This is a genomic window from Microvirga zambiensis WSM3693 (genome assembly GCF_016735695.1).
Taxonomy (GTDB): Bacteria; Pseudomonadota; Alphaproteobacteria; order Rhizobiales; family Beijerinckiaceae; genus Microvirga; species Microvirga zambiensis.
The window spans coordinates 72,557-85,622 of sequence record NZ_JAERQD010000008.1 but is presented as its reverse complement, the minus strand read 5'-3'; the positions used below and the strand labels follow the sequence as shown (position 1 = coordinate 85,622).

The following is a 13,066-nucleotide window of genomic DNA, read 5'->3' as shown; positions in this document are numbered from 1 at the left end:
CACCGACCCGAATGCCGAAGCCGCCGTGCAGATGATCGACGTGCACAAATGGTACGGCGAATTCCACGTCCTGCGGGACATCAACCTGAATGTCCGGCGCCGCGAGCGCATCGTGATCTGCGGACCTTCGGGGTCCGGCAAGTCCACGATGATCCGCTGCATCAACCGGCTCGAGGAGCACCAGAAGGGCCGCATCATCGTCGACGGCACGGAGCTCACCAACGATCTCAAGCGCATCGACGAAGTGCGCCGCGACGTCGGCATGGTGTTCCAGCACTTCAACCTCTTCCCGCATCTGACGATCCTCGAGAACTGCACGCTCGCTCCGATCTGGGTGAAGAAGATGCCCAAGAAGGAGGCGGAAGAGATCGCCATGCACTACCTGAAGCGGGTCAAGATCCCGGAGCAGGCGAACAAGTATCCGGGCCAGCTCTCGGGCGGCCAGCAGCAGCGCGTGGCGATCGCCCGCTCGCTCTGCATGAGCCCGAAGATCATGCTGTTCGACGAGCCGACCTCGGCGCTCGACCCCGAGATGGTGAAGGAGGTGCTCGACACCATGGTCGGCCTCGCGGAAGAGGGCATGACCATGCTCTGCGTGACCCACGAAATGGGCTTCGCCCGCCAGGTCGCCGACCGGGTGATCTTCATGGATTACGGGCAGATCGTCGAGATGAACACCCCGGACGAATTCTTCAAGAACCCGCAGCACGAGCGCACCAAGCTCTTCCTGTCCCAGATCCTGCACTGAGCCGGATTGAGTGGAAAACAAAAGGCCCCGGGATGATCCGGGGCCTTTTTGTTTTGATTGGGCACTTACCCACGATGTCATGGCCGGCCTTGTGCCGGCCATCCCGATTCTGAAAAGCGCCGCATCTCAGTCAATCGGGATCACCGGCAGGATCCCCGGATCAAGTCCGGGGAGGTGATGACGTCGAGAGGGGTGATGAGCGGCGCTAACCCGTCTTCCCTGGCCCCGTCGCAATCGGCAGATCCTCTCTCGCACCCCATTCGGCCCAGGAGCCGTCATAGATTGCCTGGATCGGGCGGCCAGTGACCTCGAAGGCGACGCCGAGGATCGCGGCCGAGACGCCGGAGCCGCAGGTTGTGATCACCGGCTGGCCGGGATCGATTCCGGCATCCGCAATCGCCTTCTCGAGCCCGGCCTTGTCCTTCAGGCGGCCGTTCTCGATGATCTCGCCGAAGGGCAGGTTGAGGCTTCCCGGAATATGGCCGGAACGCAGGCCCGGACGTGGCTCCGGCGCTTCGCCGCGGAAACGATCCGCGGGGCGGGCATCGACGACCTGGGTCGCGCCCGATTTCAGCGCCGACTGGATCGCCGAGGCATCCGCGATCACGGACGGATTGAAGGAGGGCTTGAAGGTTCGAGGAGCGCGCGACTTTTCGGGCCCGGTCTCGACTGGTCGTCCTTCCGCCTTCCAGGCCGGAAAGCCGCCTTCGAGAATCGAGACGTTGCGCGCGCCGAAGACCTGGAATGTCCAGCGCACGCGTGGTGCCGCGAACAGACCGGCGCCGTCATAGACCACGATGGTCGAATCCTCGCCGATGCCCAGGGCTCCTACCGTTTTCGCGAAGCTCTCCGGCGAAGGCAGCATGTGGGGCAGGGTGGAGGCGGTGTCCTTCACGCTGTCGATGTCGAAGCGGACGGCACCGGGAATGTGGCCGGCAAGATACTCGGCCTGCGGATCGCGGTTCTGCGTGGGCAGATACCAGGAGCCGTCCACCACCACGAGGTTCGGGTCGTTCAGGTGCTCCTGCAGCCATGCGGTCGATACGAAGGGCTCGGACATGGGCAATTCCTTTCTGACGGATAAGTCTTTTCAGTCGGCAAGGGACAGGCGAACGCGGCGGTTCTGCTTGCCCTTCTTCTCGATGTCGGTGATGACGACGGAGCCGATCTCAGCCGTACGCCGCACATGGGTGCCGCCGCAGGGCTGGAGATCGATTCCGTCGATCTCGACAAGGCGCACGCGGCCCGATCCGCGCGGCGGCTTCACCGACATGGTCTTCACCAAGCCCGGATTGGCATCGAGTTCCTCGTCGGTGATCCAGCGCTCGGTCACGGCCGCGTCGCGTGCGATCAGTGCATTGAGCTTTTCCGTGACGTCGGCCTTGTCGAGGCCTGCATCCGGGATGTCGAAATCGAGCCGTCCGTCGCCGTCGCCGATAGAGCCGCCGGTAACGGGATACGGCAGAACGACGCTCAACAGGTGCAGCGCCGTATGGACGCGCATGCGCTTGAGCCGGCGCGGCCAGTCGAGCTCGAGCGTGACGGTCTCGCCCTCCTTCAGGCGGGATGCCGCCTCGGAGCCGACGAGATGCGCGATCTGTGAGCGGTCGGCACCATAGACCGTGTTCGCAATCTCGATTCTCTCTCCCGCCGATGTCACCAGCGCGCCGGTGTCGCCCGGCTGTCCGCCGCCTTGGGCATAGAACACCGTGCGGTCGAGAATGATTCCGCCCTCCGGCGTGATCGCGAGGATTTTTGCCTCGCAGGAGGTGGCATAGGCATCGTCGCGGAAGAGAAGCGTCGTAGCGGCCATGATCGTCCCGTTCGAAAAAGAGGGGCGATGCTGAGGGCAAGGAGGTTCGATGGTCAAGCCATAACCGCCATGCACGGTTCGAAGCGGCGAGAGCGGGCATTCGAACCCGCGAACATCGAACCTGCGATGCTCCTCCTCATGGCTGGCGCATCGTTGAATGCAGAAAACCGACTCCACTTTTCGCTGACGCGGCCCGCTGGGTCCGCACGATGCGCTCGCAGCGTCCAAAAGCCGTGCGTGAACCACCGCCGAAAGCCGCGCCTAGGTTGCGCGGCGTGTTCAGTTTTGTCGGGATGAAGCCAGGGATGAGAAGGTTGGCTCCGGCGGTAGGATTCGAACCTACGACCAACGGATTAACAGTCCGCTGCGCTACCGCTGCGCCACGCCGGAATAAGCCTTAACCTTCGAAGAAGCTTCGCTGTGAGCTTCCCTGAACGCCGCGAGGCCATCGAAAGGCAGCCCGTCGGCGAGGTGGGAGGCATATAGCACGGGTTTCGTTCGTTGCAAGTGCCTTATTGGCGCGGGGGAGCGAAAAGGGGCTGTTGCTCTTTGAGGGGATGGTTGCTATGCAGCAGCCGTCGCGTTCGCGGCACTCCCGGACGGCCTCGTGGCGGAGTGGTTACGCAGAGGACTGCAAATCCTTGCACCCCGGTTCGATTCCGGGCGAGGCCTCCAACAAGTTTCTAAAGGCACTATCCATGGTCGATTTCGCTCAAGCGCGCCGGACAATGGTTGATGGCCAGCTGCGCACTTTCGACGTGAACGACATGCCGCTGCTGGACGCCATGGATAACGTTCCGAGAGAGCTCTTCGTGCTCCCGGGTCGCCAGGATCTCGCCTATATCGACCAGGACATCCTCGTCAGCGACAGCGCCGATCGGCGCTACATGCTCTCCCCGATGGTTCTCGGCCGCCTGATCCAGGCCCTTGGCATCGATGCGGGCGAGAAGGTTCTCGACGTGGCTTGCGGCCGCGGCTACGCCTCCGCCGTCTTCCACAGGCTCGGGGCCCAGGTGACTGCGCTGGAAGCGGACGAGGCCCTCGCCGCCGACGCCCGGCAGAGCCTGAGCGCGGCCGGCGCCGCCGGCGTGGCGGTCGTCACGGGGCCGCTCGAACAGGGCTATGCCGGAAACGGCCCCTACGACGCCATTCTCATCAATGGATCGGTCGATCTTCGTCCCGACGCGCTGCTCGCTCAGTTGGCCGAGGGCGGACGCCTGGTCTGCGTAAAGGGTCGCGGGCGTGCCGCCCGGGCGACGCTTTACGTCCGTTCCGGCGACGCTTTCGGCGAGCGGAGCCTGTTCGAGGCGGCAGCCCCCCTGCTGACGCCCTTCGTCCAAACCCCGGGTTTCACGTTCTAATCCTTTCCAAATACTCAATTTGTCGTGTCGAAAGTGTCGCTTTTTTGCGCCACTCGCCCGCTAAAATCGGTTTGGCCGCAGCCTGTTGTTGCCGACTCGGTTCCCTTGGGTATTGTTGCGCTTTGAGTAGCAGTGGTTTTTGAAGTGGCGTCGATTACGACTGGACCGTCGTTGGATCGCTAGGCAGGTGCGCGTGAACGAAAAGTACTCCAAGAAAACGTATCGCTTGCTCTTTGGGGCAATGACCTCGGTGTTCGTGCTGGCGGGCGCGGCCGGCGCGTCTGCCGAGACTTTGGAGAGCGCTCTGGCGCGCGCCTATGGCAACAATCCCGACATCAACGCTCAGCGCGCAAGTGTCCGTGCGACCGACGAAACCGTCCCTCAGGCCAAGTCCGGCTACCGCCCGCAGATCAACGGCACGGCCGATGTCGGCCGGACCTACACTGAATTCGACAGCGGCACGCCGCGGACGGTCTTCGGCGGCGGCACCACCACGAGCCGGCTGACGCCCCGGGGCTTCGGCGTCCAGATCGACCAGTCGCTCTTCGACGGCTATCGCACCACGAACCGCGTCCGCGCGGCGGAATCCTCGGTCCTCGGCTCCCGGGAAACACTGAACACCACCGAGCAGAGTGTTCTGCTCGACGGCGCGACGGCCTATATGGACGTTCTGCGCGACACCGCGATCCTCGACCTCCAGCGCAACAACGTCGAGGTGATCGACGAGCAGCTCCGGCAGACCCGCGACCGCTTCAACGTCGGCGAGGTGACCCGCACCGACGTCGCCCAGGCCGAGGCCCGCCTCGCTGCCGCCCGGTCCGAGGCCAGCCTTGCCGAAGCCACCCTGCGCAACAGCATCGCGGTCTATCGCCAGGTCATCGGCGTGGATCCTGCGCAGCTGGCTCCCGGCCGGCCGCTCGACAAGCTGACGCCCCGCACCGTCGACGCGGCCCTGAAGGTCGGCCTCAATGAACATCCGGCGATCAAGGCGCGCCAGCATGCGGTCGACGTTGCCGAATTGCAGGTGAAGATCGAGCAGGGGGCGCTTGCGCCGCAGCTCGGCGTCTCTGGCTCCGTGAACCAGCGCTACGACCGGAACCAGGAGGGCGACAATGCCCTGTCCGCCTCCGTAGTGGCTCAGCTGACCGTGCCGATCTACGAAGGCGGCCAGGTCTATGCGGCCACCCGCCAGGCCAAGGAAACGGCCGGCCAGCGTCGCCTCGAGGCCGATTCCGTGCGCGATCAGGTCCGCGCTGCCATCCAATCCTCATGGGGTCGGCTGGAAGCGGCCCGCGCCCAGATCCAGGCGGCCCAGGCGCAGATCGATGCGGCCGAGACGGCGCTCAACGGCGTGCGTGAAGAGGCCCGCGTCGGCCAGCGCACCACCCTTGACGTGTTGAACGCGCAGCAGGAACTGCTCAACGCCCGTGTGAACCTCATCACGGCCCAGCGCGATCGCGTCGTCGCCTCCTACAGTCTCGTCAATGCGATGGGACGGCTGAATTCACGGGCCCTCGGCCTGAAGGTGAATCACTACAGCCCGAAGATTCATTACGATCAGGTTAAAGATCTCTGGATCGGTTTGTCGACGCCGGACGGTCGTTGATAAGTTTTCGGGCCAGGACTTTTTAGTTCTGGCCCTTCTTGTTTTCTTTAGGTTTGCGTAAAATACTTTAACTACATTCATAAGAATGTGATTCTTGCGTTGTTGATTTGGATGCGGCTATGGGTTCGGCGGGCCTGAAGGTTAATGAGCCATCGATGGACGAGATCTTGGCGTCCATCCGGCGTATCATCGCCGACGACCAGGACGATCCGCAGCATTCCGAGCCTGAAGCGCCCGCTTCCTCACCTCTGAAGAATGTGCTCGACATCGCCGAGCTGCACGTCTCGCCCCTTCTCGGAGCGAGCCCCAACGAGCCCGTGCTCGGGCCCTGGAGCCGCGGTGACACAGCCTTTCTGGAAGCCCATATCGAGCCGGATTTCGCCGAGGCTGCGCCGGCCCGTCGGGACCCGGAGTGTTTCGAGCCAGCGCCGATCATCGTCCCCGAGCCTGTCCTGAAGAAGGCCGCGCCGGCGGCCGAGGCTCTCCTGTCGACGGAGGCCGTCGCCTCGGTCAGCGGCGCCTTTTCCCGCCTGAGCGAATCCGTCAAGCCTGCCCAGCCTCAGAGCGTCGAGGATCTCATGAAGGAGATGCTCCGGCCCATGCTGAAGGCCTGGCTCGATGACAATCTTCCTCCCCTGGTCGAGCGCCTCGTCCGCGAGGAGATCGAGCGCGTCGCCCGCCGCCGCGCTTAAGATCGTCACGCCTCTGTTGACTTCGTCCGATCCGTCCGGTTTGTAGCCCTCTTGCTTGCGCGTTCGTCGCGCCAACAGGCCGGTACTCATCATGATGGACAAGACGTTCGATCCCTCCGCCGTCGAGGCACGCATCTCCACCCGCTGGGAAGAGGCCGAGGCCTTCAAGGCCGGGCGTGAGGATCGCAAGGGCGCCGAACCCTACACGATCGTCATTCCGCCGCCGAACGTAACCGGCTCGCTCCATATGGGGCACGCCCTCAACAACACGATCCAGGACATCCTCTGCCGTTTCGAGCGCATGCGCGGCAAGGACGTGCTGTGGCAGCCGGGCATGGACCATGCCGGCATCGCCACGCAGATGGTGGTGGAGCGTCGCCTCGCCGAGCGCCAGATCCAGCGCCGCGACCTCGGCCGCGACGAATTCGTCCGCCGCGTCTGGGAGTGGAAGGAAGAATCCGGCGGCACCATCGTGCGTCAGCTCAAGCGTCTCGGCGCCTCCTGCGACTGGTCGCGCGAGCGCTTCACCATGGACGAGGGCCTGTCCGAGGCCGTGCTGAAGGTCTTCGTCGACCTCTACAAGCAGGGCCTGATGTACAAGGACAAGCGCCTTGTGAACTGGGACCCGAAATTCCAGACCGCGATCTCGGACCTCGAGGTTCAGCAGGTCGAGGTGAAGGGCAATCTCTGGCACATCCGCTACGCCATCGAGGGCATGCCCGACCGCTCCATCACCGTGGCGACCACGCGGCCTGAGACCATGCTCGGCGACGTGGCCGTTGCCGTCCACCCCGAGGACGAGCGCTACAAGGACCTCGTCGGCAAGTTCGCGATCCTGCCGCTCGTCGGCCGCCGCATCCCGATCGTCGCGGATGAATATTCCGACCCCGAGAAGGGCACAGGCGCGGTGAAGATCACGCCGGCGCACGACTTCAACGATTTCGAGGTCGGTCGCCGTCACAAGCTGGCGCTCATCAACATCTTCGGCACCGAGGCTCAACTTGCGCTTGCCGACAACGAGGCATTCCTGGAAGGCCTCGGCCGGACCGATGACCTCAAGGCCGTTCTCTCGCTCGACGGGCTCGACCGCTTCGAGGCTCGCAAGCGCATCGTCGCCATGCTGGAGGAGCGCGAGCTTCTCGTGCAGATCGAGCCGCATGTGCACACCGTCCCGCACGGCGACCGCTCGAACGTGGTGATCGAGCCCTACCTCACGGATCAGTGGTACCTGAACGTGAAGCCGCTTGCCGAGCGTGCGCTCGGCGTCGTGCGCGAGGGCAAGACCAAGTTCGTGCCGGAGAACTGGGAGAAGACCTACTTCCAGTGGCTCGAGAACATCGAGCCGTGGTGCGTCTCGCGCCAGCTCTGGTGGGGCCACCAGATCCCGGCCTGGTATGACGATCAGGGCAACGTGTTCGTTGCGCTCAGTGAAGAGGATGCCAAGGCCCAGGCGCGCGAGAAGAACGGTCGCGATGTGGCGCTCAGGCGCGACGAGGACGTGCTCGACACCTGGTTCTCCTCGGCGCTCTGGCCGTTCTCGACGCTCGGCTGGCCGGACGATACGCCGGAGCTCGACCGCTATTATCCGACCAACACGCTGGTGACGGGCTTCGACATCATCTTCTTCTGGGTCGCCCGCATGATGATGATGGGCCTCCATTTCATGGACGAGGTCCCCTTCGACACGGTCTACATCCACGCCCTCGTCCGCGACGAGAAGGGCGCCAAGATGTCGAAGTCGAAGGGCAACGTCATCGACCCGCTCGACGTGGTCGAGCAGTACGGCGCCGATGCGCTGCGCATGACGCTTGCCGCCATGGCTGCGCAGGGGCGCGACATCAAGCTGTCCGTCCAGCGCGTCGAGAGCTACCGCAACTTCGCGACCAAGATCTGGAACGCGGCGCGTTTCGCCGAGATGAACGAGTGCCGTCGCGTTGCCGGCTTCGATCCTAAATCGGTGAAGGAGACGCTCAACAAATGGGCGCTCAGCGAATGCGCCAAGGCGATCGACGAGGTCTCCGCCGGCATCCAGGGCTACAAGTTCAACGAGGCTGCGGGCGCTGCCTACCGCTTCGTCTGGAACGTGTTCTGCGACTGGACGCTCGAACTCGCCAAGCCCGTGCTGCAGGGTGCGGATTCGCCCGCCAAGGACGAGACCCGCGCCACCATCGCTTTCATCTTCGACGAGATCTGCAAGCTTTTGCATCCCTTCATGCCCTTCCTCACGGAGGAGCTGTGGGCGATCAAGGGCGCGGAAGGACCGAAGCGCGAGACGATCCTCGCACTGACGCCGTGGCCCAATCTCGCACACCTGATCGACGCTGAGGCCGAGGCCGAGATCGGCTGGGTTGTGGATCTCGTCAACGAGATCCGTTCCGCCCGGTCCGAGACCAACGTGCCGGCAGGCGCGCAGATCCCGCTCGCACTGGTCGCTTCCTCCGCCGACGTGCGGGCCCGTACCGGCCGCTGGGGCGATATCGTGAAGCGCCTTGCACGCATATCGGAGATCTCCTTCGTCGAAGCCGCGCCGAAGAGCTCGATCCAGCTCATCATCCGCGGTGAGGTGGCGGCGCTGCCGCTGGAGGGCGTGATCGATCTCGATGCCGAGCGCGCGCGCCTCGCCAAGGAAATCCAGAAGCTCGATGCGGAGGTCGCCAAGATCGACGCGAAGCTCGGGAACGCCGACTTCCTCAAGCGCGCACCCGAAGAGGTGGTCGACGAGCAGCGCGAACGCCGCGAGGAAGCTGTGACACGCAAGGCGAAGATGGAAGAGGCGCTGAGCCGGTTGAAGGACGCGTAAGGGCCGTCAATTCACACACGTCATCACCGGCTTCCTCTCGCCTCGACGTCATCCCCGGGCTTGTCCCGGGGACCCACGTCTATGCAACGTTGTGGTTCTGAAAACGTGGGTGGCCGCAACAAGTGCGGCCATGACGCGAGAGGGTCATCCCCGGCGGCCGCAGGCCGGGAAGGGGATCCACGATCAAGCGCGGCGCTATGGATTCCCTTCCCCTCCGCTATACGTCCTTCCGGGAATGACATCGAAGTCGTTCACCCCAGCACGAAATCCACCAGCAGCTTCACGTTCAGCACCACGATCACCGCGGCGATGATGCCAGCGAAGGCGGTGAGCCAGCGTGGGGTCACGAGGTCGCCCATCTTGCGCTTCGAGGCGGTCATCGTCACGAGCGGGATGACGGCGAAGGGAAGCTGCAGGCTCAAGATCACCTGGCTCAGGATGAGCAGTTTCGCGGTCCCGCTCTCGCCATAGGCGATGGTGACGGCAGCGGCCGGGATGATGGCGATGCCGCGGGTGATGAGCCGGCGCGCCCAGGGCGCCATCCGGAAGTTGATGAAGCCCTCCATGACGATCTGGCCGGCCATGGTCGCCGTGACCGTGGAGTTCAGGCCGCAGCACAGGAGAGACAGGCCGAAGAGCATCGGCGCGATGGCGCTGCCGAGGATCGGCTGGAGAAGCGTATGCGCTTCGCCGAGTTCGGCGATGTCGCTGCGGCCGGTATGATGGAAAGCCGCTGCGGCAAGGATGAGCAGGGACGCGTTGATGGTCAGCGCGAACATCAGCGCGATGGTCGAGTCGAGGGTTGCGAAGCGCAAGGCCTCGCGCCGCTCCGGCACGGTGTCGCCGTAGGCGCGGGTCTGCACGATGCCTGAATGCAGGTAGAGGTTATGCGGCATGACCGTCGCGCCGATGATGCCGAGCGCGAGGTAGAGCATGTCCGGGTTGGTGACGATTTCCGTGGTAGGGGCAAAGCCGCGGATCACGCCCGACCAGTCCGGATCGGCCATGGCGATCTGGATGCCGAAGCACACCGCGATCACCCCGAGCAGGGTGATGATGAAGGCCTCAACCCAGCGGAAGCCGAGATTCTGCAGGTAGAGAATCAGGAACACGTCGAGGGCGGTGATGACGACGCCGATCTCGAGCGGGACGCCGAAGAGCAGGTTCAGGCCGATGGCCGTGCCGATGACCTCTGCCAGATCGGTGGCGCAGATCGCGAGCTCCGCAAGGAGCCATAAAGCCCAGGAGACGGGCTTCGGATAGGCGTCCCGGCAGGCCTGGGCAAGGTCGCGGCCGGTGGCGATGGCAAGGCGCGCGCAGAGCGACTGCAGGACGATCGCCATGATGTTGGAGATCAGCGCCACCGAGAGCAGGGCGTAGCCGTATTTCGAGCCGCCGGCGAGGGAGGTCGCCCAGTTTCCGGGATCCATATAGCCCACAGCCACCAGATAGCCCGGCCCGAGGAAGGCGGCGGCGCGCCGCCAGGTCGATCCCGGCCGCACCGCGATGGTCCGGTTGACCTCCGGCAGGGAGGGCAGATCCCGCGAGTTCCGCCACGCGGCTTTTTGCACAAGGGAGATGGGGGCCGGCTGGTCCATGGCGTCTTTCTGCAGTTGCAAACGATTTGCAATAAGAGGCTAGCAACGAACGGACACTTCAGCAAGAGGGGAAGACGCACAAAGTTGCATCACCGGCCATTCATCCCTCCAAAGGGTCAAGCTCGCCGGTGGAGCGGGGCCGGGCGCTGGAGTTGGTAGTGATTTGAGTTTGAGTTCCACGCCGTCATTCCGGGGCCGCTTAAGCGGAACCCGGAACCCAAAGCCCATAGCCACGACGGCTCGAGATTGAGATGAGCGGCGTTGCGCCGCCTTCTGCAAGGCTGGCGGTTATGGGTTCCGGGCTCGCCTGCGGCGCCCCGGAATGACGGTGTGCCGGCCCCGGCAGAACTCAACCTTCAGTCACTCCCCGGGAGTTCGGGCGTGACAAGAGGCCCGAGGTTTGCTCTAGGATCTGCAAATCCAGACAAGGACGAACCAGGGATGGCCATGCTCGAGAGTGTCCTGATCGCCAATCGCGGCGAGATCGCATGCCGGATCATCCGCACGGCCCGGGAGCTCGGGATGCGCACCATCGCGGTCCATTCGGAAGCCGATGCGGATGCGCTCTTCGTGCAGATGGCGGACGAGGCCCATCTCATCGGCCCGCCGCCCGCCCGCGAGAGCTATCTCCAGATCGACAGGATCATCGAGGTCGCCAGGCGGACCGGAGCGGCGTCGATCCATCCCGGCTATGGCTTCCTCTCGGAACGGGCCGAGTTCGCCGAGGCCTGCGCCAAAAATGGCATCGTCTTCGTCGGCCCGCCCGCTTCCGCCATCAAGGCGATGGGGCTGAAGGACGCGGCCAAGGCCCTGGTGCAGCAGGCCGGCGTACCGGTGGTGCCGGGTTATCACGGCTCCAAGCAGGATCCGGACTTCCTGCGCCAGAAGGCTTACGAGATCGGCTATCCGGTGCTGATCAAGGCGGTCGCCGGCGGCGGCGGCAAAGGCATGCGGCGGGTCGAGAAGGCGGCCGATTTCGATGCGGCCCTCGAGAGCGCCCAGCGCGAGGCCCAAAACTTCTTCGGCGATCCGCGGGTGCTGGTGGAGAAGTACATCCTGTCCCCACGGCACATCGAGATCCAGGTTTTCGCCGACAGCCACGGCAACGTGGTGCATCTCTTCGAGCGCGACTGCTCGCTGCAGCGCCGGCACCAGAAGGTGATCGAGGAGGCGCCGGCGCCGGGCATGACGCCGGAGATGCGCCAGGCGATGGGATCGGCTGCGGTCGAGGCCGCCCGCGCGGTGGGGTATGTCGGCGCCGGCACGGTCGAGTTCATCGCCGACGGGCGCGAGGGCCTGCGGGCCGACCGCTTCTACTTCATGGAGATGAACACACGCCTGCAGGTCGAGCATCCGGTGACGGAGGCGATCACCGGCCTCGATCTCGTCGAGCTGCAGTTCCGTGCCGCGTCGGGCGAGGTGCTGCCGTTCACGCAAGGTGATCTTTCCATCGACGGCCATGCCGTCGAGGCGCGGCTTTACGCCGAGGACCCGGAGAAGGAGTTTTTGCCCTCGACCGGCAAGCTCTGGGCGCTGGAGTTCCCGGAAGGCGAGGGCATCCGCATCGATACCGGCGTCGAGGCCGGGGCCGAGGTGACGCCGTATTACGATCCGATGATCGCGAAGGTCATCGCCCATGGCGCAACCCGCGACGAAGCCTTGGACCGGCTCGCGGCGGCGCTCGGCGAGACGATCGTCGCCGGGCCGAAGACCAACGCCGCCTTCCTGAAGAAGCTCTGCGAGGCGGAAGGCTTCAGGGCAGGGCGGTTCGATACCGGCTTCATCGACCGCAATCTTGAGAGCCTCGGCGTCGGGCCGCAGCCCGTGGACGAGATCGCCGTGTCGTTCGGCGCTTCCGCGTTGATCTCGCGCGAGATCGAGCGGCTGCGCATGGCGGAGCTGCAGAAGAGCGACGAGCCGTCCTCGCCCTGGTCGGCACCGGACGGATTCCAGCTGCTCGGCATCCGCAGCGTCGGCGTGCCGCTGCTGGTCGACGGCGAACGCGTCGACGCGCGCGAGGTGTTCAGCCGCACACATCCCGGCGCCAGCACCGTCGCGTTCGGCGAGAGCGATCCTTGGGCCGAGGACGTGGTCGACCGGGAGGTCGACGCGCCGCACGGGGTCTACATCATCCGCAACGGACGCCAGACGCTTGTGCAGCCCTACGATCCCTTCGATGTCGATCTCGAGCACATGGACGAGGGCGGCGCGGTGAAGGCGCCGATGCACGGCAAGCTCATCGCGGTGTTCGTGCAGCCGGGCGACAAGGTCGAGAAAGGCCAGCGCCTCGCCATCGTCGAAGCGATGAAGATGGAGCACGTGCTCGTCGCGCCCTCAGACGCCGAGATTGCGGAGATCGCCGCCGAACCCGGTGCGCAGGTGGCGGAAGGCGCGCGCCTCATCGTGCTCAAGACGGAGGAATAGCCTGCGGCGCATCGCCGGATTTTT

At 64.8% G+C, this 13,066-nt stretch carries 9 protein-coding genes and 2 tRNA genes; 7 read left to right on the top strand and 4 right to left on the bottom strand.

Annotated features, from left to right (window positions below; all coding sequences use genetic code 11):
* Window positions 1-31 precede the first annotated feature (31 nt).
* Window positions 32-748: an amino acid ABC transporter ATP-binding protein gene (locus JKL46_RS08780; protein WP_425493246.1), complete on the top strand. Its 717-nt coding sequence runs from the start codon at window positions 32-34 to the stop codon at window positions 746-748.
* Window positions 749-953: 205 nt separating this feature from the next.
* On the opposite strand, the gene sseA is transcribed toward JKL46_RS08780, so the two are convergent.
* From sseA to JKL46_RS08765, 3 genes are all read right to left on the bottom strand, one after another.
* Window positions 954-1,808 carry a 3-mercaptopyruvate sulfurtransferase gene (gene sseA, locus JKL46_RS08775; RefSeq protein ID WP_201831936.1) on the bottom strand — a complete coding sequence of 285 codons (855 nt, stop codon included), beginning with the start codon at window positions 1,806-1,808 and terminating at the stop codon, window positions 954-956.
* A 30-nt stretch (window positions 1,809-1,838) separates the two neighbouring features.
* On the bottom strand, window positions 1,839-2,561 hold the full coding sequence (locus tag JKL46_RS08770; RefSeq protein WP_201831935.1) for an alanyl-tRNA editing protein: 723 nt from the start codon (window positions 2,559-2,561) through the stop codon (window positions 1,839-1,841).
* A gap of 315 nt (window positions 2,562-2,876) precedes the next feature.
* Window positions 2,877-2,951 (bottom strand) — tRNA-Asn (locus JKL46_RS08765).
* Between the two features lie 211 nt (window positions 2,952-3,162).
* On the opposite strand from JKL46_RS08765, the gene JKL46_RS08760 reads away from it, so the two are divergent.
* The 5 genes from JKL46_RS08760 to JKL46_RS08740 all read left to right on the top strand — a co-directional run bounded on the left by JKL46_RS08760 (window position 3,163) and on the right by JKL46_RS08740 (window position 9,020).
* A tRNA-Cys gene (locus tag JKL46_RS08760) sits at window positions 3,163-3,236 on the top strand.
* A 23-nt stretch (window positions 3,237-3,259) separates the two neighbouring features.
* Window positions 3,260-3,922 carry a protein-L-isoaspartate O-methyltransferase family protein gene (locus JKL46_RS08755; RefSeq protein ID WP_201831934.1) on the top strand — a complete coding sequence of 221 codons (663 nt, stop codon included), beginning with the start codon at window positions 3,260-3,262 and terminating at the stop codon, window positions 3,920-3,922.
* A gap of 241 nt (window positions 3,923-4,163) precedes the next feature.
* Window positions 4,164-5,528, top strand: coding sequence for a TolC family outer membrane protein (locus JKL46_RS08750; protein ID WP_201831927.1), 1,365 nt, complete (start codon window positions 4,164-4,166; stop codon window positions 5,526-5,528).
* A gap of 155 nt (window positions 5,529-5,683) precedes the next feature.
* The gene (locus JKL46_RS08745) at window positions 5,684-6,220 is read left to right on the top strand and encodes a PopZ family protein (protein ID WP_201831925.1); all 537 of its coding nucleotides are present in this window, start codon (window positions 5,684-5,686) and stop codon (window positions 6,218-6,220) included.
* 91 nt (window positions 6,221-6,311) lie between these two features.
* The gene (locus JKL46_RS08740) at window positions 6,312-9,020 is read left to right on the top strand and encodes a valine--tRNA ligase (protein ID WP_201831923.1); all 2,709 of its coding nucleotides are present in this window, start codon (window positions 6,312-6,314) and stop codon (window positions 9,018-9,020) included.
* A 251-nt stretch (window positions 9,021-9,271) separates the two neighbouring features.
* Here the strand turns inward: JKL46_RS08740 and JKL46_RS08735 are convergent, their stop codons facing one another.
* Window positions 9,272-10,618: an Nramp family divalent metal transporter gene (locus JKL46_RS08735; RefSeq protein WP_201831920.1), complete on the bottom strand. Its 1,347-nt coding sequence runs from the start codon at window positions 10,616-10,618 to the stop codon at window positions 9,272-9,274.
* 447 nt (window positions 10,619-11,065) lie between these two features.
* On the opposite strand from JKL46_RS08735, the gene JKL46_RS08730 reads away from it, so the two are divergent.
* Window positions 11,066-13,042, top strand: coding sequence for an acetyl-CoA carboxylase biotin carboxylase subunit (locus JKL46_RS08730; RefSeq protein WP_201831917.1), 1,977 nt, complete (start codon window positions 11,066-11,068; stop codon window positions 13,040-13,042).
* Window positions 13,043-13,066 lie beyond the last annotated feature (24 nt).

What these genes read in the sequence shown, in the direction of transcription:
- JKL46_RS08780 (WP_425493246.1), top strand. Translation starts at nt 32, where the DNA reads ATGATCGACGTGCACAAATGGTACGGCGAATTCCACGTCCTGCGGGAC.
- sseA (WP_201831936.1), bottom strand. Translation starts at nt 1,808, where the DNA reads ATGTCCGAGCCCTTCGTATCGACCGCATGGCTGCAGGAGCACCTGAAC.
- JKL46_RS08770 (WP_201831935.1), bottom strand. Translation starts at nt 2,561, where the DNA reads ATGGCCGCTACGACGCTTCTCTTCCGCGACGATGCCTATGCCACCTCC.
- JKL46_RS08755 (WP_201831934.1), top strand. Translation starts at nt 3,260, where the DNA reads ATGGTCGATTTCGCTCAAGCGCGCCGGACAATGGTTGATGGCCAGCTG.
- JKL46_RS08750 (WP_201831927.1), top strand. Translation starts at nt 4,164, where the DNA reads ATGACCTCGGTGTTCGTGCTGGCGGGCGCGGCCGGCGCGTCTGCCGAG.
- JKL46_RS08745 (WP_201831925.1), top strand. Translation starts at nt 5,684, where the DNA reads ATGGACGAGATCTTGGCGTCCATCCGGCGTATCATCGCCGACGACCAG.
- JKL46_RS08740 (WP_201831923.1), top strand. Translation starts at nt 6,312, where the DNA reads ATGATGGACAAGACGTTCGATCCCTCCGCCGTCGAGGCACGCATCTCC.
- JKL46_RS08735 (WP_201831920.1), bottom strand. Translation starts at nt 10,618, where the DNA reads ATGGACCAGCCGGCCCCCATCTCCCTTGTGCAAAAAGCCGCGTGGCGG.
- JKL46_RS08730 (WP_201831917.1), top strand. Translation starts at nt 11,066, where the DNA reads ATGCTCGAGAGTGTCCTGATCGCCAATCGCGGCGAGATCGCATGCCGG.